Source organism: Mesorhizobium sp. B2-7-2, from assembly GCF_006440775.1.
Classification (GTDB): Bacteria; Pseudomonadota; Alphaproteobacteria; order Rhizobiales; family Rhizobiaceae; genus Mesorhizobium.
On the sequence record NZ_VFTZ01000015.1, the window covers coordinates 109227 to 131994 of the forward strand.

At 63.2% G+C, this 22768-nt stretch carries 26 protein-coding genes; 14 read left to right on the forward strand and 12 right to left on the reverse strand.

From position 1 onward, the window contains the following. Positions 1-65: 65 nt before the first annotated feature. The 4 genes from FJ425_RS20505 to FJ425_RS20520 all read right to left on the reverse strand — a co-directional run bounded on the left by FJ425_RS20505 (position 66) and on the right by FJ425_RS20520 (position 3063). Entirely contained in the window at positions 66-503 is a 438-nt protein-coding gene (locus FJ425_RS20505; protein ID WP_140546176.1) for a hypothetical protein, read from the reverse strand. 119 nt (positions 504-622) lie between these two features. Continuing rightward, the gene (locus FJ425_RS20510; protein WP_181165052.1) at positions 623-2011 is read right to left on the reverse strand and encodes an ATP-binding protein; all 1389 of its coding nucleotides are present in this window, start codon (positions 2009-2011) and stop codon (positions 623-625) included. A gap of 22 nt (positions 2012-2033) precedes the next feature. Next, on the reverse strand, positions 2034-2699 hold the full coding sequence (locus FJ425_RS20515) for a response regulator transcription factor (RefSeq protein ID WP_041002188.1): 666 nt from the start codon (positions 2697-2699) through the stop codon (positions 2034-2036). A 64-nt stretch (positions 2700-2763) separates the two neighbouring features. Then, the gene (locus tag FJ425_RS20520; protein ID WP_140636141.1) at positions 2764-3063 is read right to left on the reverse strand and encodes a hypothetical protein; all 300 of its coding nucleotides are present in this window, start codon (positions 3061-3063) and stop codon (positions 2764-2766) included. Between the two features lie 216 nt (positions 3064-3279). On the opposite strand from FJ425_RS20520, the gene FJ425_RS20525 reads away from it, so the two are divergent. After that, complete coding sequence (locus FJ425_RS20525; protein WP_140636143.1) at positions 3280-3666, forward strand: ester cyclase; 387 nt, start codon at positions 3280-3282, stop codon at positions 3664-3666. Between the two features lie 140 nt (positions 3667-3806). Here FJ425_RS20525 and FJ425_RS20530 read toward each other — a convergent pair whose 3' ends face one another. The 3 genes from FJ425_RS20530 to FJ425_RS32375 all read right to left on the reverse strand — a co-directional run bounded on the left by FJ425_RS20530 (position 3807) and on the right by FJ425_RS32375 (position 6083). After that, the gene (locus tag FJ425_RS20530) at positions 3807-4214 is read right to left on the reverse strand and encodes a DUF3168 domain-containing protein (RefSeq protein ID WP_140725710.1); all 408 of its coding nucleotides are present in this window, start codon (positions 4212-4214) and stop codon (positions 3807-3809) included. 144 nt (positions 4215-4358) lie between these two features. Next, positions 4359-5912, reverse strand: a complete 1554-nt coding sequence (locus FJ425_RS20535; protein ID WP_140725713.1) for a trimethylamine methyltransferase family protein — start codon at positions 5910-5912, stop codon at positions 4359-4361. 42 nt (positions 5913-5954) lie between these two features. Beyond that, positions 5955-6083, reverse strand: coding sequence for a hypothetical protein (locus FJ425_RS32375; protein ID WP_281406338.1), 129 nt, complete (start codon positions 6081-6083; stop codon positions 5955-5957). A 175-nt stretch (positions 6084-6258) separates the two neighbouring features. Between FJ425_RS32375 and FJ425_RS20540 the strand changes: the two genes are divergently transcribed. The 7 genes from FJ425_RS20540 (at position 6259) to FJ425_RS20580 (ending at position 13055) form a co-directional block, all read left to right on the forward strand. Beyond that, positions 6259-6966 carry a hypothetical protein gene (locus FJ425_RS20540; protein WP_181175987.1) on the forward strand — a complete coding sequence of 236 codons (708 nt, stop codon included), beginning with the start codon at positions 6259-6261 and terminating at the stop codon, positions 6964-6966. A gap of 341 nt (positions 6967-7307) precedes the next feature. Then, positions 7308-9467 carry a penicillin-binding protein 1A gene (locus FJ425_RS20550; RefSeq protein ID WP_140725716.1) on the forward strand — a complete coding sequence of 720 codons (2160 nt, stop codon included), beginning with the start codon at positions 7308-7310 and terminating at the stop codon, positions 9465-9467. Between the two features lie 80 nt (positions 9468-9547). Next, positions 9548-10132 (forward strand): DUF1214 domain-containing protein, encoded by a 585-nt coding sequence (locus tag FJ425_RS20555; protein WP_140546170.1) that lies wholly within the window; start codon positions 9548-9550, stop codon positions 10130-10132. Next, complete coding sequence (locus tag FJ425_RS20560) at positions 10125-10673, forward strand: DUF1254 domain-containing protein (protein ID WP_140546169.1); 549 nt, start codon at positions 10125-10127, stop codon at positions 10671-10673. The genes FJ425_RS20555 and FJ425_RS20560 overlap by 8 nt, the downstream gene beginning before the upstream one ends. 396 nt (positions 10674-11069) lie before the next feature. Then, a complete protein-coding gene (locus FJ425_RS20570) occupies positions 11070-12074 on the forward strand; it encodes a DUF2336 domain-containing protein (RefSeq protein WP_140725719.1) in 1005 nt (334 codons plus the stop codon). Positions 12075-12268: 194 nt separating this feature from the next. Continuing rightward, positions 12269-12697, forward strand: a complete 429-nt coding sequence (locus FJ425_RS20575; RefSeq protein ID WP_140725797.1) for a MerR family transcriptional regulator — start codon at positions 12269-12271, stop codon at positions 12695-12697. Continuing rightward, positions 12633-13055, forward strand: coding sequence for a carboxymuconolactone decarboxylase family protein (locus tag FJ425_RS20580; RefSeq protein ID WP_140725721.1), 423 nt, complete (start codon positions 12633-12635; stop codon positions 13053-13055). Before FJ425_RS20575 ends, FJ425_RS20580 begins: the two co-directional genes overlap by 65 nt. Positions 13056-13478: 423 nt before the next feature. Here the strand turns inward: FJ425_RS20580 and FJ425_RS20585 are convergent, their stop codons facing one another. Next, entirely contained in the window at positions 13479-13826 is a 348-nt protein-coding gene (locus FJ425_RS20585; RefSeq protein ID WP_140636154.1) for a DUF1491 family protein, read from the reverse strand. 141 nt (positions 13827-13967) lie between these two features. Here FJ425_RS20585 and FJ425_RS20590 point away from each other — a divergent pair, with 141 nt between their 5' ends. Further along, positions 13968-14228: a type II toxin-antitoxin system ParD family antitoxin gene (locus FJ425_RS20590; protein ID WP_181165054.1), complete on the forward strand. Its 261-nt coding sequence runs from the start codon at positions 13968-13970 to the stop codon at positions 14226-14228. After that, positions 14221-14568, forward strand: a complete 348-nt coding sequence (locus FJ425_RS20595) for a type II toxin-antitoxin system RelE/ParE family toxin (RefSeq protein WP_140636158.1) — start codon at positions 14221-14223, stop codon at positions 14566-14568. The genes FJ425_RS20590 and FJ425_RS20595 overlap by 8 nt, the downstream gene beginning before the upstream one ends. On the opposite strand, the gene FJ425_RS20600 is transcribed toward FJ425_RS20595, so the two are convergent. Then, positions 14532-15320 (reverse strand): peptidoglycan-binding protein, encoded by a 789-nt coding sequence (locus tag FJ425_RS20600; protein WP_140636159.1) that lies wholly within the window; start codon positions 15318-15320, stop codon positions 14532-14534. The genes FJ425_RS20595 and FJ425_RS20600 overlap by 37 nt on opposite strands. Beyond that, positions 15295-17031 carry a PAS domain-containing sensor histidine kinase gene (locus FJ425_RS20605; RefSeq protein WP_140636161.1) on the reverse strand — a complete coding sequence of 579 codons (1737 nt, stop codon included), beginning with the start codon at positions 17029-17031 and terminating at the stop codon, positions 15295-15297. Before FJ425_RS20605 ends, FJ425_RS20600 begins: the two co-directional genes overlap by 26 nt. A 555-nt stretch (positions 17032-17586) precedes the next feature. On the opposite strand from FJ425_RS20605, the gene FJ425_RS20610 reads away from it, so the two are divergent. Both FJ425_RS20610 and FJ425_RS20615 read left to right on the forward strand, forming a co-directional pair. Further along, positions 17587-17979: a DUF5330 domain-containing protein gene (locus FJ425_RS20610; RefSeq protein ID WP_140725724.1), complete on the forward strand. Its 393-nt coding sequence runs from the start codon at positions 17587-17589 to the stop codon at positions 17977-17979. Positions 17980-18152: 173 nt separating this feature from the next. Beyond that, positions 18153-18581, forward strand: coding sequence for a SufE family protein (locus tag FJ425_RS20615; protein WP_140725727.1), 429 nt, complete (start codon positions 18153-18155; stop codon positions 18579-18581). A gap of 80 nt (positions 18582-18661) precedes the next feature. Here FJ425_RS20615 and FJ425_RS20620 read toward each other — a convergent pair whose 3' ends face one another. Further along, positions 18662-19087, reverse strand: coding sequence for a MucR family transcriptional regulator (locus FJ425_RS20620; RefSeq protein ID WP_040991330.1), 426 nt, complete (start codon positions 19085-19087; stop codon positions 18662-18664). Positions 19088-19504: 417 nt separating this feature from the next. Then, positions 19505-19849: an SH3 domain-containing protein gene (locus tag FJ425_RS20625; RefSeq protein ID WP_246673615.1), complete on the reverse strand. Its 345-nt coding sequence runs from the start codon at positions 19847-19849 to the stop codon at positions 19505-19507. A gap of 128 nt (positions 19850-19977) precedes the next feature. Here FJ425_RS20625 and FJ425_RS20630 point away from each other — a divergent pair, with 128 nt between their 5' ends. Further along, positions 19978-22089, forward strand: coding sequence for a S9 family peptidase (locus tag FJ425_RS20630; protein ID WP_140636169.1), 2112 nt, complete (start codon positions 19978-19980; stop codon positions 22087-22089). Positions 22090-22192: 103 nt separating this feature from the next. Then, complete coding sequence (locus FJ425_RS20635) at positions 22193-22582, forward strand: SET domain-containing protein-lysine N-methyltransferase (RefSeq protein WP_140636171.1); 390 nt, start codon at positions 22193-22195, stop codon at positions 22580-22582. Positions 22583-22768: the final 186 nt, after the last annotated feature.

Genomic DNA, 22768 nt, shown 5'->3' on the forward strand with positions numbered 1-22768 from the left:
AGACGCGCCGTCCGACCTTGATCGAGGTCAATCCGACCGAATAACCGGGCCGGCCGGGTTCCTTTCTAGGTCAGCGGCGTCCAGCTGCCGTCGGCATTGCGGCAGGCAGTGCCGCGCGCGGTGACACCCGCGCCGCTCGTATAGACGGTGTGGGTGTACTGGCGGCAATCCTGCGAGCCGACCCTGTAAGGCTGGGCAGCAACGACCTCGCCATAATGCGAGGAGTTGTCGCTCTTCCACGTCACCTTCTGGCCGCTGGTGTTGTATTCCAGCGCCTTATACTCCGCTTCCAGGCCCTTGCGCTTTTCGGCATCGCTGAGGCCCGAGCCGACGGACCCGCCGATAAGCCCGCCATTCATGGCCGAGACGATGCCGGTCGAGACCTTGCCGCCGGCGGGCGGCGTGGAAACAGGTGTGACCGCAGAGCTTGGCCCGCCCCTGTCCAGCGTCGTGCAGCCGGAAACGGCAAGCAGGGCGGAAACGAGCACGACGCGGATCTTCATGCCAATAACCGGTTCTCTTGAGCGGGGGGCCGCGTCATCGGGGAGGATGTCGAGCCCATAGTGTTGATATTTGTCGGAAATTTGGCCGTCGGCCGCTGCTCGCAAATCGATAAAAAACATCATTGAAGGCTCCGCAATCCCACCGCCGCCCTCAAGCCGCCCATGCCAGACCGTTCCAGCGCCAGCGAGCCTCCATACTCGTTGACGAGGTCGGCGACAATGGCCAGCCCGAGCCCTGTTCCCGGCTTCGTCTCGTCGAGTCTCTTGCCACGTTTCAAAACTTCCCGCGCGCTGTCCTCGGGAATGCCCGGGCCATCATCCTCTATAACGATTTCGAACACGTTGCTCATTCCCGGTGCAAGCGCGACCGAAACGGCAACGGCGCTCTTTGCCCATTTCATCGCATTATCGAGCAGGTTGCCGAGCAGTTCCTCTAGGTCCTCGCGCTCGCCGGCAAAGACGATCTCCGCCGGCGGCAGCGACAGCGTCAGCCTGATTTGCGGATTGAGTTTCCGCAACACGCGCACTATGCGCTCGACCAGCGGCGAAACCGGCGTGCGGAAAACGACGCTGTCGCGCTGCGCGGCGACACGTGCGCGCTGCAGATAGTGGTCGACCTGTTTCTGCATGGAAGTAGCCTGCTCGGCGATCAACTGGCCCTTGGCGCCGCCGAGCGCGCGGCCCTCATTGATCAGCACGGCTAAGGGCGTCTTCAGCGAATGGGCAAGGTTGCCGACCTGGGTGCGCGAGCGCTCGACGATGCGCCGGTTGTTCTCGATCAGCGCATTGGTCTCGCTGGCCAGCGGCTCAATCTCGGCCGGGAAGCTGCCGTCGAGCCGCTGCGCGGTGCCCTCGCGCACCATTGCGAGCGCATTGCGGACCCGGCGCAAAGGCTGGAGACCCAGCAGGATGGCGATGGCATTGATGGCGATCATGCCGACGCCGAACAGCGAGAGATAGGTGAGCAGGCGACGCTGGAAGCTCGCGATCTCCTGCTCGAGTTCGCTGTGGTTGCCCATGACGCGGAAACGCGCGGCGCGGTTCTTGGCGTCGAGCACGAACTCGCTCTCGAACACTTCGAGTCGCTCGCCCTTTATGCCCTCCATCGAGTAGCTGCGCTGGAAGTTCGCATTGAACGGGACGTCCGCGACGCTCGGCGACAGGAGCGAGGTCGTCATTGAGGAGGAATGGATTTCGCCATGCACGCCTTCGGAGGCAGGCTCCACCGACCAGTACCAGCCGGAATTCGGCTCGGAAAAGCGAAGGTCGCCGAGGTCGGGCGAGCCGGTCAGCGCGCCGTTGTCGGAAATGCCGACGGAGCCGATCAGGTTGAACAAATGCGCCGAAAGCAGGCTGTCGAAGCCGCGCTCGCTGGCCTGGCGGTAAAGCGTGGTGATGAGGGTGAAGATGACGACCAGAGTCAGGATCGCCCAGATGGTGGAAAAGGCGATGACGCGAAAGGTCAGCGAGCGCGGCCAGAGCCGCAGCTTCGAAAGCCGCGTTTCCATGGTTGGCTTCAGCGGTTCCGCGTCACGCCTCCGGCTCACGCATGCGATAGCCCATGCCACGCACGGTTTCGATCATGTCGATGCCCATCTTCTTGCGAAGCCGGCCGACAAACACTTCTATCGTGTTGGAATCGCGATCGAAATCCTGGTCGTACAGATGCTCGACCAGCTCGGTGCGCGACACCACCTCACCCATATGGTGCATCAGATAGGCGAGCAGCCGGAACTCGTGCGAGGTGAGCTTGAGCGGCACGCCGTTGACGTCGGCCTTGGACGCCTTGGTGTCCAGGCGCAACGGCCCGCAGGTGAGTTCCGAAGAGGCATGGCCGGCCGCGCGGCGGATCAGCGCCCGTACCCGCGCCAGCACCTCCTCGATGTGGAAGGGTTTGGTCACATAATCGTCGGCGCCGGCGTCGATGCCGGCCACCTTGTCGCTCCAGCGGTCGCGCGCGGTCAGGATCAGCACCGGCATCTTGCGGCCGCCGCGGCGCCAGCGCTCGACGACGCTGATGCCGTCCATCTGCGGCAGGCCGATATCGAGGACGACCGCATCGTAAGGCTCGGTGTCGCCGAGGAAGTGCCCCTCCTCGCCGTCATAGGCGCGGTCGACCACATAGCCGGCGTCGACCAGCGCGTCGGCCAGTTGCCGGTTGAGATCCTTGTCATCCTCGACGACGAGCACGCGCATGGGGTTGAAGCCTGTTGTTGGGTAGACCTATAGGCCGATTCCGCCAGCCTGGGAAACGACAGGGTCAGCCCATCGGAACGACGATTTCCGAGCGGCGGGGACGCTGGCCTTCCTTGCCGGGAACCAGAACGACGATCACGCAGACCTGCTGACCGCCCCGCGTCGCCTGCGAGGCCTTGGCCAGCGTGCCGCCATTCTGCGCGGCGACCTGCTGGCCGATGGCGTAGCAATCGCTGGCGGCGAGCACCACCGGCCGATCGACCGACGGCTCGGTGACCGGCAGGGCAATCGCCTGCGACGCAAAGAGGCCGGCTGCGGCAAGCGCCAGCACTGCTTTGCGGAGATGAGGGCCAAACCTTTTCATGATCACGGTTCTAACGCATATGGGCTGAACGTGAAATGAACGGTGAACGATCGAAAATCCATGCCCGCCATACCCCCTATGGACGCCAACGCTCCCTCAAGCCCGGGTGCAAATTCATAGCCGGAAAATCAGTCGGTCCGCTACGCTTTTCGGCCTGCCGATTCCGCGCACCGCGCTACCTAGTGTAGAAATGCCGGCCGGCCATGGGAAGATGCGATGACGCGTGAGGATATTGCCGATCTCTACCGGGGCTACATCGCCTGCCTTAACGAGCAGGACTGGGGCAATCTCGGCCGGTTCGTCGGCGAGGAGGTGCAGTATAATGGCGAGACGATCGGGCTGTCCGGATATCGGCGCATGCTGGAAGGCGATTTCGAGGCCATTCCCGACCTGCGTTTCAACATAGAGCTTCTGATCTCGGAGCCGCCGCGCGTGGCGGCGCGCCTGCATTTCGACTGCCATCCCAAAGGCGTGCTGTTCGGCCTGCCGGTCCACGGCAGGCGCGTCAGCTTTGCCGAAAATGTCTTTTACGAATTCCACGACAGCCGCATAAGGGAGGTCTGGTCGGTCATCGACAAGGCCGCGATCCAGGCGCAGCTTTAGGGTGTGTTGATGTTCAGGTGAGGCCGGCCTGCGAACGACGGCTTCCTGCGCTTCCGGTGCTCACGTGTTTTAAGTACGCTCCGCGCCGGTTCTCGGAAGCCACCATTTTCGACTCGGCCTGACCTGAATCTCAACACACCCTATGCACTTTCCTGGGTCAGCGCGCGGAAGCGCAGCAATCCATGATAGACCGCAAGATCCTCGTCATAGCGCGCCTCGGCGAATTCCAGGGACAGGCCCGTCTGGCCGCGCGGGCCGATGGACAGCGCCGCGCCATCGAGGCTCGCCTTGATGCTGTCCATGATGAGGCGTGTCTCGGCCTCGCCCTGAGCTTTCGACCAGACGTGCAAGGTGACCAGCTGGTCATTGTCGTTGTCGACGCCGATCTCGAGGTCGAAGGCGCTGGTGCGGCCGTAGGTTACGTTCGGAAAGGCGGCCTTGTCGCTCGCCTGCTCGAGCAGGCCCGCGCCGCCAAGCAGCGCCGACAGCGACTCATCGGTCTTCAGCCTCAGGAACAAGGCCTGCATCAAATCGCCAGGCGCCGTCATCTACCGTCCATCGCCAACACATGTCTCCGCGCCGCAGTCAATTCCGGCAGCGTAGCCGCGCTCGCGATCCGATGCCAGACCGCGAATCGTTTTTGAGTATAGTGCGAAGGGCGAAGGGCCAGAATTTATTGCGTTTTCGTCAAATCATGAGACTGGAGCCGCGCCGCCTTCTGCGGTGCGCCTGGCAATGAACTCGTCGAGCGCGCCCTCGGCGGCGGCAGCGGAGACCGGCGGCTGGAAGTCGGCGACAATCCGCCTCCAGATGCCGGTCGCGCGCTCTGTGGCTGTCTTGCCGCCGGCCTGCGTCCAATTGCCGAAATTCGACCAGTCGGCCACCAGCGGCTCGTAGAAGGCGCTGCGGTAGCGCGTCATGGTGTGGGCGGCCGAGAAGAAATGACCTCCGGGCTGCACTTCGGCAATCGCTTCAAAGCCAATGGCATCCTCGTCGCCCGGCGTCGTGGCGCAAAGCTCGGCCACCGTCTGCAGCGCCTCGACGTCGGTGATCAGTTTTTCCAGCGAAACGCTGAGACCGCCTTCCAGCCAGCCGGCGGCGTGGATGCAGACGGTGGCGCCGGCCAGCACCGAGCCCCACAGCGCGAACTGGGTCTCGTGCGCGGCCTGCGCATCGGAGACATTGGCGGCGCTGCCGCCGCCGGAGCGCCAGGGCAGGCCGATGTGGCGAGCTAGCTGCCCCGCCCCAAGCGTCGCCTTGATGTGTTCCGGCGTGCCGAAGGCCGGAGCGCCGGACTTCATGTCGACATTGGACGAGAAGGAGCCATAGACCACCGGCGCGCCAGGCCGCACGATCTGGGCCAGCGTCAATCCGGCGAGCGCCTCGGCATGCTGCAAGGTCAGCGCGCCGGCGACCGTGATCGGCGCCATCGCGCCCGCCAGGCAGAAAGGCGTGATAACCAGAACCTGACCGGCCTTGGCGAAGTCGATGATGCCTTGCGCCATCGGGATATCCAGCTGGCGCGGCGAGTTGGTGTTGATGACGGTGTAGCAATAGGCGCCGGCGCGGAACTCGTCCTGCGAGAGGCCGCGCGCCAGGCGGATCATCTCGAAGCCGTCCTCGACCTGCGGCGTGCCACGCGCGAAGACGAAGGGGAACTTGTCCGACAGCGTCAGCTGCGCCCGGTTGACGGCATAATGGCGGAAGCGATTGTCGAGTTCCTGCGGCTCGACGCAAGGCCCGAGCATATGCAGGACGTCGAAATGCTGGACCAGCTTGATGAATTCCTCGAAGGCGGTGAGCGTTCCCGGCCGGCGGCCGCGCTCGAGATCGGTGACATTAGGGGCTCCGGAGCCGGCCAGGAAGGTCATCGAGCCGAGTTCGAGCGTCAGGTCGCGGGAGCGGTCGCCGCCGAGTGCCGGAATCGTGCGCGGGGCCGAGGCGAGCGCGGCTTCGACCATGTCGCGACCGATCCTGACCATCTGGCTGTCTTCGTCGACCAAAGCACCGGCCTTGCCGTAGATCGTCCGCGCCTCGGGCAGCAGCACCTTGATGCCTAGCTCCTCCAGCACGCGCAGCGCGGTAGCGTGGATGGCCGCGACCTGATCGTCGGAAAAGATCGGCTGCGGCAGGAACGGGTTCTTCAGCGACCGGTAATTCGGATGGCGGCTCGACTCGCTGCCGGCCTCCCCGGTGCGTCCCCGGCGGCGCTCGCGCCTGAGATCGCGTGCGGCTTCCTCAATCATGGCGGTTCCTCCTCATTGCCGCATCGCCTTGCTTTCGGCGTCCTAGGGCGAGGCCGCGATGACGCGCGCCGGCCGTTCGACCCCGACAATGTGTACGGAAAGCTCGGTCCCCTCCCCGGCGAAACCGTCATCGAGCAACGCCAGGGCGACGCTCTTAGCGGCGTGCAGCAAGGCACCCTGCCGGCGCGGAGGTTCCCACCTGTTCGTTCAAGCCGACGATCGTCGGACGCCCACGTCTCGCGACCCTACGAAGAATCGGATGCATTTTGGAACAATTACAGATTGTTTCAGTTCAACGTGCATCACAAAGCCACGTCATTTCAAGGCAGTGAGTTGACGGCATCCAATGGCGACGGGCGAGGACAAAACCAGTGATCAAACCCTGCAATGCCTCACGACCGAACATTTCGTGTTGCAGACGGCGCGGTCGGCCACCATCCAGGAAGCCAATTCGCGCGCAGACCTTTTCCTGACCGCCGTTTCCAGCGCAACCGTCGCGCTGGCATTCGTCGCTCAAGTAACGCGCATGGGGCAGCCATTCGTTTTTTTCAGCCTGATCCTGCTTCCCTGCCTGTATTTCATCGGAATCGTCACCTTCGTTCGGGCGGTCCAAGTCGCAATCGAGGACATGGTCCTCGCACGTGGCATGGCTCGCATCCGGCACTATTTCGTGGAGACGGCTCCAGGCGTGGAGAAATACTTGATCCACTCCCGTCACGACGACGAGGAGGCATTGCTCGTCAGCAAAGCCCTTCATTCCTCGCACTGGCAGTCATTCATGAGCACAGCGGGGATGGTGAGCGTCATCGCCAGTGTCATCGCAGGTGTTTTCGCCGGCGTGCTGGCGAAAGCCGTCGCAGTCCTGGGTATCGTTCTAGCAACCGGAATTGGCATGTTGGTATTCGCCGTCAGCGTCTTCGCCCTTCGTCGATACCAAGAGGCTAGATGGAATGCTGTCGAACATATGCTGGACGTGCGGTTCCCAAGCACCACAGCTGCCTCTCGTGACGCCGGCCGTTCAGATGAACGGGGTCGAGAGCACCCCGGACCATGATCGTGCAAGTCTATGAATTCGCGCGGCAAGAATGGGCCAACCGCGCGTGAGAGACGCCTCGATGCGGCAAGGCGCGCGTCAGCTATCTCGCCGCCTATCTGCGCTCCTTCATCGGCGATGAACCGACCGAGGCGGATGCGGTGCATTTTATGCGATTCATCGCGGCGCGGTGATATCGATCGGCTGTTGACGGCCAGCACACCTCTAATCAACAAAGCTCGTGCTGTGGCTTCGCTGCCCTTGTGAGCGGTGATAAAATGGTCGAATAGTTTGACAGGGTGCCACCCTGAAACTGCCCGCGTGCTGTTTTCGGGCGAAAGCGCGTTGGGGCGGAAGTCGGAATGGCAAGTCCTTCGAAACCACGCAAGAGGAGAAGAGGCCGCATCGCTTCGGCGCTGCTCGGCGCCGACGCTTGGTTCGATACCTCGCTCTACGAGATCGGCTTCAAGGCCCGCGAATTCTGGGAAGCGGCGACCATCTTTTCCCGCCGTTTCCGGGTGCATGGCTGGCGCCGCACGATCATCGAGGTGCTGAGCGAAGGGTTCACCATGGGCGCCGGCGGCTTCGTGGTGCTGCTCGCGCTCGCTTTGCCCGCCTTCGACATCACCACCGGCGACTGGCGCAGCCAGGGCGACTTCGCCGTGACCTTCCTGGACCGCTACGGCAACGAGATCGGCCAGCGCGGCATCATCCAGCGCGATTCCGTGCCGGTCGACGAGATGCCCGACATCGTCATCAAGGCGGTGCTGGCGACCGAGGACCGGCGCTTCTTCGACCATTACGGCATCGATGTCCTCGGCCTGTCGCGCGCGATCTTCGAGAATGTGCGCGCCAACTCCGTGGTCCAGGGCGGCTCCAGCATCACCCAGCAGCTCGCCAAGAACCTGTTCCTGTCCAACGAGCGCACCTTCGAGCGCAAGATCAAGGAAGCTTTCCTGTCGCTATGGCTGGAAGCGAATCTGTCCAAGAAAGAGATCCTGCAGCTCTATCTCGACCGCGCCTATATGGGCGGCGGCACCTTCGGCATCGAGGCGGCGGCGGATTTCTATTTCGGCAAGAGCGTCAAGGATCTGAGCCTCGCCGAAGCGGCGATGCTGGCCGGCCTGTTCAAGGCGCCGACCAAATACGCCCCGCACATCAACCTGCCGGCGGCCCGTGCCCGCGCCAATGTCGTGCTGTCAAACCTGGTCGATGCCGGTTTCATGACCGAGGGCCAGGTGCTGCAGGCGCGCCTGCATCCGGCCGACGTCGTCGATCGCGGCGAGCAGAAGAGTCCAGATTATTTCCTCGACTGGGCCTTCGACGAGGTCAAGAAGATCGCCAAGCCCGGCCAGCATTCGCTGGTCGCCCACACCACTTTCGACGCCAACATCCAGAAGGCGGCCGAGGAGTCGGTCGAGTTCCATCTTCGCCAGTTCGGTAAGGAATACAATGTCACCGAAGGCGCGGTGGTGGTGATCGAGACCAACGGCGCGGTGCGCGCCATTGTCGGCGGCCGGGATTATGGCACCAGCCAATTCAACCGCGCCACCAAGGCTCTGCGCCAGACGGGCTCATCCTTCAAACCGTATGTCTACGCCACGGCGATGGAGCACGGTTTCACGCCGGACTCGGTGGTTTCCGGCGGCGCAATCAGCTGGGGCAGCTGGTCGCCGCACAATTACAGCGGCGGATCGGCCGGCAACGTGACGCTGCTCACGGCGATCGCCAAGTCGATCAACACGGTGCCGGTGCGGCTCGCCAAGGATTACCTCGGCATCGGCCCGATCAAGGCGATGGCCGAATCGATGGGCGTGGAATCGCCGCTGGAAGCGCACAAGACCATGGTGCTCGGCACATCCGGCATGACAGTGATGGACCAGGCGACGGGCTACAGCGTCTTTGCGCAGAACGGTTTCGTCGGCTCGCGCCACGGCATCACCCAGCTCGTCACCCGCACCGGCGACGTGGTCTACGACTGGGCCAAGGACGCGCCGCCACCGCACCGGGTGCTGTCGGAAAAGGCGCTGAAATACATGAACACCATGCTGGCGGCGGTGCCGGTTATCGGCACCGCGAGACGCGCCCAGCTTCCGAACATCGTCGTTGCCGGCAAAACCGGGACAACGCAATCCTACCGCGACGCCTGGTTCGTCGGCTTCACCGGCAATTACACAGCCGCCGTCTGGCTCGGCAATGACGACTTCACGGCGACCAACAAGATGACCGGCGGCTCGCTGCCGGCGATGGTCTGGCAGCGGCTGATGGTCTACGCGCATGAGAACATCGATCTGAAGCCTATCCCCGGGCTCGATCATCCTTGGGTCGATCCGGAGGTCGCGGCCAAGGCCGAGGAAGCGGCCAAGAAGGAAGCCGACGCGGCGGCGGCGCAAGCCGAGGCCGAACGCCCGCCGGTGCTTTCCAGCCGCACGAGCCAGACGCTGCGGGACATGACCAAGGCGTTCCAGGCCGCGCCGGCAATCGAAGCGCCCACCATGCCGGAGACGCTTTCGGCGCTTTAGGACGGCGCTGGCGTGAAGCCGGCTTGCCACGGCACCCCGCGCCGCGATATCCCGGGCAACCTCCTCTGTTTGCGGCTCTCATGCTCAAGAACGCCATCCTGACGCTGCTTTCGCTTGCCATAGCCATCGGGCTTGGCGGTTACAGCGTCTGGTATGCGCTCAATGCGCAGGACGGCGTCGGCGCGATCCGCATCGGCCAATGGACCGCTTTCCCGGAGGTCGGGACACTGGCCGCCGACCCCTATTCCAAGGCGCGCGTGGCTCGCGAGGGCGTGCTGGCGCTCGGCCAGGCCGAGGGACTTGCCTTCGTCGCCGAGCGCGACGATGCCGGCGAGCCGCTGAAACGCGAATGCAACTATACGATCGAAGGCGGTTATCCGACCGCCCGCTTCTGGACGCTCTATGCCGCCGACCAGTCGCTTGGCGTGATCGACACAGGCAAGCCGAGGCAGTCGGCGCTGCAATCCTACGAAGTGCTGCGCCAGCCCGACAATTCCGTCGTCATCTCCGTCGGCAGTCGCCCTGCCCCCGGCAACTGGCTGCTGACCGGCGGCTCCGGCAAGATGTATTTCGTGCTGACCTTCTACGACACGCCGATCGCCTCGAGCACGGGCCTCTCGGACGTGACACTGCCGCGCATCCTGAAGGCGGGCTGCAATGCGTAGACTGCTGCATGCCCTGATCCTCGGCCTGCTCGGCGCCGGCATCGTGCACATCGTTGTGCTGTTCCTGGTGCCGGAATTTTCCGAACGCGATGCCTGGTCGCGGCTGGCGATGGCATCCGACCTCTACAAGATGACGCGGCTCGACGCCGAGGCCGGCGGCGCGCCGGTGGTGAAATCGGTGGATCCATTGTTTTATGCCGCCGCCTGCCGCTTCAACCTTGCCGACGGGCTGGTCAGGATCAGGGCGCCGGGCGACGTGCCGTTCTGGTCGGCCTCGGTCTACGACCGCAACGGCCACAACATCTATTCCTTCAACGACCACAACGCCAATGGCGAGAAGCTCGACGCGGTGGTGTTGACGCCGGCGCAGATGATCGATGTGCGGCGTGACCTTCCGGAGGATCTGCAGGGCGCGATCTTTGTCGAGGCGCCGATCGAGGAAGGCATTTTCGTCGTCCGCGCCTTCGTGCCGGACGGGAGCTGGAAGCCGATCGTGTCACGCTTCCTCGAGCAGGGCGCCTGCGAATTGCAGGACTACTGAGAAAGGCGCCCGATCAGTGATGCGGCTTGGCAGGCGGCGGAGAGCCCGGCCTGTCGGAGCCGCTGTCGCCGGGCCGCGCCTCGACGGCCTGCGGACGCAATTCATAACGGACGCCGGGGAAAATGATCACCGCCGCCGCCGTCGTTGTGTCGTGACTTGCTCGATTTACAGGTGCCGCTCGCGGCACAAAAGACAGGACCATGCCCATGGTTCGCGCATTCCTCTCGGTTTGACCGGAGCACAACGCAACGCCTCCAAAGTTGATTAAGGGGCGTAGAGGGTTAACGGAGCGCTAACGGATCGCGGCTAATTTGATGTTAGTTTTCCTGAAGACGCGAAACCGGCCCGGCCGGTTTGCGCGGTTCGGGATTGTGTCGAGTATCGGGCGTATCCTCCGTGTCATCTTCCGATTTCAGGCAAATCGCTATCCGGACCGAAGCGGGAAAGGCCGAAAGGCTGTTCCGCGCCGCCGTGTCGGCCTTCTGCTCGCTGACGCGTCCCTCGCGCCGCGAGATCGCCCAGCTCGAAGACCTGACGCTGCCGCTGTTCGACGAGGTCTCGATCGAGTCGCGCCGCTACGTCGCTGCCGCCCTTTCCGAATGCGATTACGCACCGACGGCATTGGTGCGGCGTCTGGCTGAAGAGCCGGTCGAGATCGCAGCCCCCCTGCTCACCCGCTCCAACGCGCTGAGCGATATCGACCTCATCGCGCTGATCGGCCGGCACGGGCTGCCGCACGCGCGCGCCATTGCGCGCCGCAAGGAGCTCAACCCGACGATCGCCGACCTGATCCGCGTGCTGGAAAGGCCGACGCTGGTCAAGGCACGGCCGCCCGAGACGGTCACCAGGCTTGCGTCGAAACCCGAGCCGGTGGCCACGGCGGACACCGGCCGTCACGCGCCCGGCGATGCCGCGGAGAACGCGCGGCGCCGCCTGCGGTCGATGATGCGCCCGACCGGGGACGCTGCCGACGTCAACACCTTCCTCGGCCAGCCGGCCTATGTGAAGTTGCGCGAGACGGCGCTGACGGGGAACGCGGCATTCTTCCAGACCGCGCTAGCCGATGCGCTGGAGATCGACTTCGCGACGGCCCGCTCGGTGACCGGGCAATCGGGCTATGCCGCATTGCTTGCGGCGCTGCGTGCCCTCGACCTCAGCGAAGACAGGGCCTTCCTGATCGCGGTCGCGGTTTATCCCGGCGAGTTCCCGCATCCGCAGGCGATCCGCCTGTTCCTCGACCGCTACCGGTTGCTGCACCGCGAGGCGGCGCTCGACAAGGTACGCGCCTGGAAGGCGGAGACCCTTTCGCGGGCGATCCGCGACAATGCTCCCGACGCGTCCGGCGTCGAGCATCAGGCATCGAACAGCGACGCGGCGAGTGCCAGCCTCAAGGCATCCTGATCGGTTTAAAGCGCCTCGCGATGAAAGAATCCGGGCGACGCGCTTTTAAGCGTTTGTTTTCGCTTGAAAGTCAGCGAGCCGATGTCGCCGCGAGACTTGGCATTTCCGCGACACGACAAAGTGACAACGCCTCTTGACTTAGAGTGCACTCTAAGCCGTAGCTTTCTGCGCGTCGTGACGAAAGAATGGCATTGATGAAGATTGGCGAGCTGGCGAAGCGTTCGGGACTGTCTGCCTACACTATCCGTTACTATGAGCGGATCGGGCTGCTTCCCCACGCCGACAGGGACCAATCGGGCCAACGTGACTACGACGCATCAATCCTGACCTGGATAGAATTTCTCGACCGTCTCAAAACGACCGGGATGCCTATCCGGGAAATGCTGCGTTACGCGGCCTTGCGGGAGCGCGGCGTCGGCACGGAAGCGGAGCGCGGCGCGCTGCTCAAGCAGCACCGTGAGCATGTCCGTGCGCATGTGGCCAAACTGCAAGCCTGCCTTCTCGTCCTCGACACCAAAATCGCCGGATATGCCGGCGTGAAACAGAGGATGAAGGACTATGACGCATCAATCCCCGAACATCGGCGAAAGCCGGCTGGAACGCGGCAAGCGGGCGCTCGCTGAAATCGACGGCGAAGCCGGCCACAAAGTCATTGCCGCCCTGGCTGGCATTGCCCCCGACTTCGCGAACTACGTGTTCGAGTTCTCGTTTGGCGACATCTACAGCCGCCCCGGTCTCGATCTGCGCGCCCGTGAGATCGCGACCATCGCGGCGCTGACAGCGATGGGAACCGCTACCCCACAACTGAAAGTCCATATCGAGGCGGGGCTCAATGTCGGGCTGACCAAGGACGAGATCGTCGAAACCATCATCCAGATGACGGTCTATGCCGGCTTTCCCGCGGCGCTCAACGGGCTGTTTGCGGCCAAAGAAGTCTTCGCCGCCCGATTTCCCGTCCAGAACGGGGAAGCGGCGTGCTGAACCTTCTGCGCTTCCTTGGCCCGCGGCCGGCGATCTTGCTGTCATGGCGATTCCCAGCTCATGAAACGGTAAACGCCCTAGTTTCCCGACACAGGGATTTTGAAAGGTTGGCGTTTGTCTTGGTGCAAGATCGGAGATTGGTTGAAGCCGCCCCAACTTCGTCATTCTATGGCGGAGCAAGGAGCGAAGCGACGCGCGCAGACCATAGAATCCATTCCGTGACTTGGAAGTGCCGGTGCAGAATCTTGCTCCGTTGCATTCCTTGGCGAAGGTAACGGCATGGATTCCAGGGTCTTCGCGACGGAGCTTCGCTCCTGCTCCGCCCTGGAATGACGATCGCGATGGGCGTTTCGGCCAATCTCCAAGGCATGCCGCCTGCCAACGCAAACAGAGCCGACCGGTCAAAGTCCCTGTGCAGCGCCACTAGTCGGGCTTCACGGAAAGAAGCTCCTCGACGGGAACGGTCCCGCCCTCGATCTCGACCACCCAGATGTCGGGATCGAATTTCTTCTCCCGCTCCAGCCGCGCATCGAAGGCCGAGCTATCGTCGCTCGTACCGAGCACAGTGAAAAAGCGCTCATCGGGCTTGGCCGAATCGTAGCTGGTCTGCGGCGCCGGCCCGTAGAAGGTCACCTCCCCCAGACGCCCGCGCGACAACACGAACACGGCGCCAGCCTCGGTCGCGCCGCGCTTGACGACAGCGGCGAAGCCGCCGGCGCCGAACACGCGGCGCACAAGGACCGAGACCCAGAGATCGGTGGTCACGCGCATGGGAAGGTCCTGGATGGCATTCATGTGGTCTAGCGAGATTCACCTAAGCGTGCGAGTGCCTGGATGTCGAAGACGTCCTGCCTAACAAATCTTGTTAGACTTTGTGGGGCGCGCTATAAAGGAGCAATGAAAAGTCAAGCAATGCGCACCCTCACCATATCGCTCACGCCGAAGCAGGCCGCCCGTCTGCAGGACGCGGTCGAGAGCGGCGACTACGCCTCGAACAGCGAAATCGTCAGGGAGGCCCTCAGGTTGTGGGAGCGCCGCGAGGAGCTTCGCGTGCTCGAGCTCGCACAGCTCAAGCAGGCTTACGACGAAGGGATGGCGAGCGGCGAAGGCAAGGACGTCGATCGCAGCACCTTTCTTCGCGCCCTGAAGGCCGAGCGCTCGGAACGTGGCTAGTTATCGACTCACACCTCGCGCTGAACAAGACCTCAAGAATACCTGGCGCCACATTGCGGCTGACAACGAACAGGCAGCGGACAGACTTCTAGGGCGCATCTTCGATAAGCTGGAACTCGCCTGTAATCATCCCAATATGGGAGTCGCCCGGCCAGAGTTGAGCAGCACCGCACGTATCCTCGTAGAGGGCCGATATGTCGTTATCTACGAGCCCATGGACTACGGCATCCTGGCAGTAGCTGTTGTTCACGGGATGCGGGACCCGGAGCATTTGGCTCGAATAACAATTTTGCGCGCTGCCGCTCAGTTCGTCAGGCCGATCTCGCGCATCTTTGCGTAGACCGCTTCGTCCGGCTCGCCGGTCTCGGGCAGTCCGAACAAGGCCTGGAATTCCTTGATCGCGGCCTTGGTGCGGGCGCCGACCTTGCCGTCGAGCTGCATGTCGCCATTGCCGAACGCCTTGAGGCCGGCCTGGATCTTGACGATGCGGGCGTCGGGCGGCTGCGTGGTGCCATCGGCCGGAGCAGAGACCTGGATCACCTGCGGTTTGGCCGCCGCAGCGACTGCGGCATCGGCCGGTCGCGGCGCCGGGTGGGGAATGGCCGCCGTCGTCTGGCGGGCGCCAAGCTGGTCGAGTAGCGCGCCATCGATCTCGCCCGACCCCGGCAGCCCGACTTTCAACTGGTAGGCCTGGATCGCCTTGCGCGTGGCCGGCCCGGTGAGACCGTCAACCGCGCCGTCATAGAAATCGAGGTCCTTCAGGATGCCCTGCACCTGCTGGACGACCGGATCCGGCTTGACTGTCGGCTGCGCCGGCGGCTGGCGCACGATGTTGATGGTGGTCTCCGGTTCGTCGGAGACGGTGTGCGGGAAGTTCTCGATGCTTCGGGTGGCGAAGAAGGCGCCGGTATGCGGAAAAGGCTGATACCAGAGCGCGTTGGCCGAGACGTAGAACAGCGTCACCAGAAAAGCGGTCGAGCCGCCGACCAGAACCGGATTGCTGGCGATCAGTTGACCGACGGCAACCGCGCCCTCGGCAAGAACGCCGCGCTCGGGTTCGACCACCTTAGGCCGTTTTGCGGAGCGAGCCATTCCTCTCCCCATTTGCATCCCCCTTCGGCTTGGCCGCCGGCATGGCCAGCACGCCGGATGGCGCACCGGATCGCCGCTTCGGCCCGTTCACCGGCAGGCCGATCGTCACCGTGGTGCCCTCACCCGGCGCGCTCTCGATCGACATCGTACCCTCGTGCAGCGCCACCAGGCCCTTGACCAGCGACAGGCCGAGTCCGGTTCCCTCGAAACGACGCGTGTAGTCGTTCTGGATCTGCATGAACGGCTTGCCGAGATTGGCCATGTCCTCCTCGGCGATGCCGATACCGGTGTCGCTCACCCAGAAATGCAGGTGCGAGCCGACGCGCTTGGCTCCGATCACCACGCTGCCGCCATCGGGCGTGAACTTCACCGCGTTCGAGGCGAGATTGATCAGAATCTGCTGGACGGCCCGCCGGTCGGCATTGATCTCGCCCGCATCCGGGGCAATTTGCGTGGCAAGAACTATGCTCTTGGCGTCGGCCAGCGGTCGCATCATCGAACGGCACATGTCGACGGCCTCGACAAAGCGGAACGGCTCCATCTCGGTCGCATAGGCGCCCGCCTCGATGCGCGAAACATCGAGGATCGAGGTGACGACGGACAGCAGATGCTGGCCGGACTCCCTGACCAGGCCGACATATTCCTTCTGACGAGGATCCTTGAAGGGCCCGAACATCTCATGGAGCAGCATGTCGGAAAAGCCGAGGATGGCATTGAGCGGCGTGCGCAGCTCGTGGCTGACCACCGCCAGGAAGCGGCCCTTGGCCACTTCGGCGGTCGCGGCCGCCTCCCTCGCTTCCACCAGCTCCTCGCGAAGTGCTGCAACATCGTCGTTTTCGCGCAGAACCAAGGTGAAGACGTCGCGGTCGGCTTCGCCGCGCAGCAGCTCGAGGCTGAACGGGCGGAAATTGTCGACCGCGCCAGAACCCTCGCGCGGCAAGCGGATGCGCAGATCAAGCCGACGCTTCGGGGCGCCCTCGCGCATGTCGGCCAGAGCGGTCAGATAAGCGACGCGGTCGGAAAGATGGATACGGTCGAACAGGCCGGTGCCGAGCAGAAGCTCGGGCGCCAATTTCAGGATCGAACGTGCCTTGGCGGACGCGTCGACCACTTCGCCCTGCCGCCCGAGGCGCAGCACGACGGCGTCGATGACGTCCTCGAGACGATCGCCGGCAGGCTCCGCCGACCGCAAGCCGGCCGGGTTGGCGAAGGCGGCGGCCCGCGGCAACAGCGTCAGCGCCCAGGCGAGCGGCAGCAGCCAATGCCAGGCGGCGATCTCGCCGAGCGGCAGCAACTGCCCGGCAAAGGGCTGCAGCACGATGGCGGCAAGCGCCGCCATCGCGCCCGCCAGCGCGGCGCGCCGCGACCCTGAGACCCACCAGCTTTCAAGCGGCAATGCGACGGCAAGGAGTGCCACCGGCGAGGCCAATCCGCCCGCCGCGGCGATAGCGCCGGCTAGGGCAAGCCCCCCCAACACGACCGCCATGCGGCCGGCAAGCGCCATATGGCCGGTGGCCGCCACCAGAAGCGCCGCGAACCAGCACAGGCCGAAAGCGGCAAAGATCGCGGCTATCGTGACGGCGGCGCCGAGACTTGAAGTGACCAGCGTGACCGCGGCGCCCGCGGCAAGGAAGGGCGCGGCGAGCATGACACCGATGAAGCGGCGCTGGCGCAGGCGTTCCGCCTCACCCGTCACGGTCGGGTGAACCATGCGTTCGCAGCCGGCGGAAACCGCGCCAGGCAATTGAACGTATCTGGCTGAAATAGAACTCAACGCACGCGTACCCGGTCGTGAAAAACGCCTGCCTGGCAGGTGACTCATCAATTGGCTTGAAACTCGCATCCAGCGTTTAAGGAATGGATAAGGCTGGCGAAGCCGGCGACCGCGCCAAGGCAAATATTGCGATGCCGGCCCGGCAAAGCATGCCGAGTTGGCGCCATGGTAAACGGCGGGTTAGCCGCAAGGCCTGTGCCAAAACGGGCCGGAACTTGAACCGGCTAAGTTCTGCCTGGAATAAAATCGTTTGATAACAATGCTCTACATGGTTATTATAAAGTTAATGAACTCGATGAGATTCGACACAAGCCCATGTCAAAACCTATCCTTTCGAATTCACCTAAAATTTGAGGAAAATTCGCGGCTTCGATGCAAGCCGTCCTTTGCGTGACCGTGCCATTATCGTGCCCATAAAAGAGGTCATGCCGATGGATGCATGATCCGTCACGGATGGATGCATCATTCCATCCCGGATGAGAGGCAAGTAAGATGGGCTTTCTGATCAGGATGGCTTTCTGGTTTTCGCTGGTGCTGCTGGCGCTGCCGCTCGGCGTCGGCCCGGGCGAGAACGGCCAGCAGAGCGTCGGACCGATCCAGGCGCTGTTTGCGGCGCGCGAGGCGGTCGGCGACATTGCAGGGCTCTGCGAGCGCAAGCCCGATGTCTGCGAGACCGGCAAATCGGCTATGTACACCATCACCGTTCGCGCCAAGGAAACGGCCAAGATCGCCGCAGCCATGATCGACGACCAGCAGTCCGGGCAGCCAGGCGCGCCCGAAACGAAGGTCGCGGATGGCTCCGTCACGACCACCGGCAGCGTCGCCGAGGACATCGTGCTGCCGGCCAAGGTCAACATTCCGGTGATGTTGACGGCCAAGAACTGAATTCTTTCCGACCGTTCGCTCGGCACTTTAATTTTAGCGCAATTCCTGACGCAAAACCGCCTACGCACGTTTCCCAGAATTGCTCTAACGCCGCGGGCCCGTCCGACCTCTCGACGCCCGCGGCGTCTTTCTTTTTCCGTGACGCGGCCGTGTCGGGCCACTATATGCGGGCAATGGCCCCCTCGATTCAGACCATCCGCGACGACTTTTCCCTGCTTGACGAGTGGGAGGACCGTTATCGCTATGTGATCGAGCTCGGCGAGGGCCTGCCGCCTTTCCCTGAGGAGGAGCGCACGGCTGCGAACAAGGTGCCTGGTTGTGTGAGCCAGGTGTGGCTCACCACCAGGCAGGGAGCGGGCGCCGATCCGGTGATCGGCTTCCAGGGCGATTCGGACGCCCATATCGTGCGCGGCCTCGTCGCCATCATGCTGGCGCTGTTTTCAGGCAGGCATGCAAGCGAAATCCAGAACACGGACGCCGAAGCGACCCTTAAGGAGCTCGGCCTTGACGAGCATCTGTCGCCGCAGCGCGCCAACGGCCTGCGTTCGATGGTCAAGCGCATCAAGCGCGATGCGGAAGCGGCGCTGAAGCAGACGGCCTGATCCGGCCGATATCGCTCCCATCAGGAAAGCAAAACGGCGCCGCAAGGGCGCCGTCGAACTGCTTGACGAGCTGAGACCTATCAACGGCCCTTGCGCTTGCGGCCCAGACCCATCTTCTTGGCGAGCTGCGAGCGGGCGGCAGCGTAATTGGGGGCGACCATCGGATAGTTGGCGTCCAGGCCCCACTTCTCGCGGTACTCTTCCGGCGTGAGATTGTAGTGGGTCATCAGATGCCGCTTCAGCGACTTGAACTTCTTGCCGTCCTCGAGACAGACGATGTAGTCGTCATGGACCGAGCGCTTCGGATTGACGGCCGGCTTCTGCTTCTCAGCCGACGGCTGCTCCGACGAGCCACCGACGCGGCCCAACGCGGCATGGACGTCGGCGATAAGGTTCGGCAGTTCCCCAACCGGCACCGGATTGTTGCTGACATAGGCGGCGACGACATCGGCGGTCAGCTCGATCAGCGCGTCACCGTTTTTCGAAGGTGTTTCGACAATTTCCATAGTGCTAAGGCCCCAACGAGAGTTGTTTCTATAACTGCGCCCTTTTTTATGGATCGGGCATCGCGCGGATTTCGTTCAGGAAAGGCTCTGAGATTCGCGTCGGTTATCTTAATGACGCCGCATTGAAAGTAAGTCAATTCGCATATTGACTTATATTGGTCGATATTCATCAACTATTGCCGATTCAGCTTCAAAAATTCGTGCGCCGTGTAACTTCGCGAGATTTTTCTGGTCAGACCAGCATGGCATGACGTTGCGTCATCCGCATGTTAGACATCCGATCGCCACTCGACACGACGTTCAATGCTTGGCTAATGCTTGGGTGCCCTTTCGCCTGCACAACGAATCCTGCGGCACAGCGAAGCGCAAGGATACCGCCTTGGCGGCTGGACCTGGCAAGGCGACGCGACAGATCCATCAGTAAGGCGCGATATGTTTCCCGTAGACCCAGCCGGTGACGAAATGACCGTTCTGCGCCGGGTCGTGCCAGATCTCGCACCAGCGATAGCGGATCGCTTGGCGCTGCTTCCACTGCGGCTGGCGGGCGATATCGAGCAGGTTTACGCCGCCGGTGCAGCGGCCGGTCATCTGCAGCACGGTGCCGTTCGGATAGGCGGCCTGTTTCTGCGATGTATTGGACGGATATTTTCGAGCATTGAGCGTATCACCGAACGGCACCCCCGCCACTTGCCAGGCGGCAAAGACGGTTGCATGAGACTGGCTGGAAAAACCCAGACCTGCCGCTACGACGGCAACAGACATTGTAGAAACGCAGGATTTCATCTTTCCCCCTTCGACTTAGCTTCTGTACCACCTTGAACCGCGCCCGTTGAACCGCCGCTGAGCGGCGTGTTCATTCGTCATTCAAGCAAATTCCGCAGCGAGACGTAATGACCAGAGCTTCCGCCTTGACTTCCGCCTTCCCGGCCGCCAGCCCGCCGACCCCTGAGAAACAGCCGGTTTCCGACACGCATCACGGCATCACCCGCAGCGACGACTATGCCTGGATGCGGGCCGACAACTGGCAGGCCGTGTTTCGCGACCCTTCCCTGCTCGACGGCCGCATTCGCGCCCATCTCAATGCCGAGAACGCCTATCAGGCCGCGCTCATGGCCGGCACCGCGGAGCTGCGCGCCAGGCTGTTTGCGGAGATGAAGGGGCGCATCAAGGAAGATGACGCGACAGTGCCCATGAAGGACGGCCGCTATGCCTACGGATCGTCGTTCCGGCAGGGCGGCGAGCAGCCGCGCTATTTCCGGACGCCGCGCGACGGCGGCACTGAGGAGATCCTGCTCGACGGCGATGCGGAAGCCGAGGGCAAGCCCTATTTCCGGCTTGGCGGCGTCGATCATTCGGCCGACCACGGGAAGCTGCTGTGGGGCTTCGACGACAAGGGTTCGGAGTTCTTCACGCTGCGCGTGCGCGATCTTGCGAGCGGCAAAGAACTTGCCGACCAGATCCCGGATACAGGCGGTGGCGGGGTCTGGGACGCCGGCGACGGCGGCTTCTTCTATACCCGTCTCGACGACAACCATCGTCCGTCGAAAGTGTTCTTCCACGCGCTGGGCGACAGGTCCGAAAACGACCGGTTGATCTATGAGGAGACCGATCCGGGCTTCTTCATGGATGTCGGCGGCACGCGCGCCAACGACTGGATCATGATCGGCATCAACGATCATGAAACGTCGGAATACCGCCTGCTGCCCGCCGATGATCCAACCGCAGAGCCGAAGCTTGTGGCGGTGCGCGAGACCGGCCTGCAATACGATCTGGAAGAAGGCGGCGACGTCTTCTTCGTCCTCACCAATGCCGACGGCGCCAAGGATTTCAAGATCATGACCGCGCCAGTCGACAACCCGGTGCGGGCCAACTGGCAGGAACTGGTGCCGCACGAGCCCGGCCGGCTGATCCTGTCGGTGCTCGGCTTCAAGCATCACATGGTCCGGCTCGAGCGCAAGGAAGGCCTGCCGCGCATCGTCGTGCGCGAGCGCGCCAGCGGCGAGGAGCATTTCATCTCTTTCGACGAGGAAGCTTTTTCGCTCGGTCTCTCCGGCTCCTACGAATACGACACCGACGTGATGCGCTTCACCTATTCGTCGATGACGACGCCCGCGCAAATGTTCGACTATAATATGCGCAGCCGCGAACGCGTGCTCCTGAAGACGCAGGAAGTGCCATCCGGCCACGATGCGGAGCACTATGTCACACGCCGGCTAATGGCCCCCGCCGCCGATGGCGAGTTGGTGCCGATCTCGTTGCTGCACCATCGCGACACACCCCTCGACGGCTCGGCGCCCTGCCTGCTCTACGGCTACGGCTCCTACGGAATCACGGTGCCTTCTGCCTTCAATACCAATTGCCTGTCGCTGGTCGACCGCGGCTTCATCTATGCCATCGCGCATGTGCGCGGCGGCAAGGACAAGGGCTACGGTTGGTACGAGGACGGCAAGCGGACAAGGAAGATGAACACCTTCACCGATTTCATCGCCTGCGCCCGCCATCTCGTTGCCGAGCGCTACACTGAGCACGACCGCATCGTGGCGCAGGGAGGCTCCGCCGGCGGCATGCTGATGGGGGCGATCGCCAACATGGCCCCGGAAAGCTTCGGCGGCATCGTCGCCGAGGTGCCGTTCGTCGACGTGCTCACCACCATGCTCGACGCCAGCCTGCCGCTGACGCCGCCTGAGTGGCCGGAATGGGGCAATCCGATCGCCTCAGCCGCCGACTACGCGACGATCGCGGCCTATTCGCCCTATGACAATGTGGCGGCGCTCGACTACCCGCCGATCCTGGCGCTGGCGGGCCTGACCGATCCGCGCGTCACCTATTGGGAGCCGGCGAAATGGGTGGCGCGGCTTCGCGAACGCAAGGCAGGCGGCAACCCGGTCCTGTTCAAGATCAACATGGATTCCGGCCATGCCGGCGCCTCGGGTCGCTTCTCGCGGCTGGAGGAGATCGCCTATATTTACGCCTATGCCTTGAAAGTGACAGGCAAGGCCTGATTTTCTACTCGCAATCGCACGGCTCGCGCGCTAGGCAATGCGCCGTCGTTTTTTGGTCGTGGCCATTTTGGGGCCGCGCCCCGATACATTCGCAAGGTTCGCTATGCTGCTCGTCGACGTCTATCTCGACAAATCGCCCATTCAGGGCATCGGCGTTTTCGCCAAACACCGCATTGCGCGCGGCACATTGATCTGGAAGCTCGATCCAAGGTTCGATCGACGCATTCCCGTAGAGACCTATGAGGGCGAATCCGGCCCGGTGAAGTCCTATCTCGACCGCTATTCCTATCCGGATCGGCGCGATCCCAAATTCATCGTCTTCGAGGCGGACGACGCCCGCTATATGAACCACGCGGACGACCCGAACTGCGATATCTCCTCTCCGGAAGAGGCCTACGCGTTGCGCGACATCGCGCCCGGTGAGGAACTGACCTGCGACTATAACCATTTTTTCGAGAACGGCTTCGACTTCCTGGGCGATCGCCACCCGTAGAGAGCGCTGAAATTCCAGGTCAGGATTGACAAACACCAGACCTTCGGCGCACCTTCCCGAGCGGTAGATACAACCTGCTGCTTGCACCCTCCTGGGTACGGTGAATGTATCGAGCCAATTTCGGCTCCCCTTTGCCCGAACGAACGGGTCAGCAACGCAAGCCCCTGACGCTTTCCGTTCGTTTAT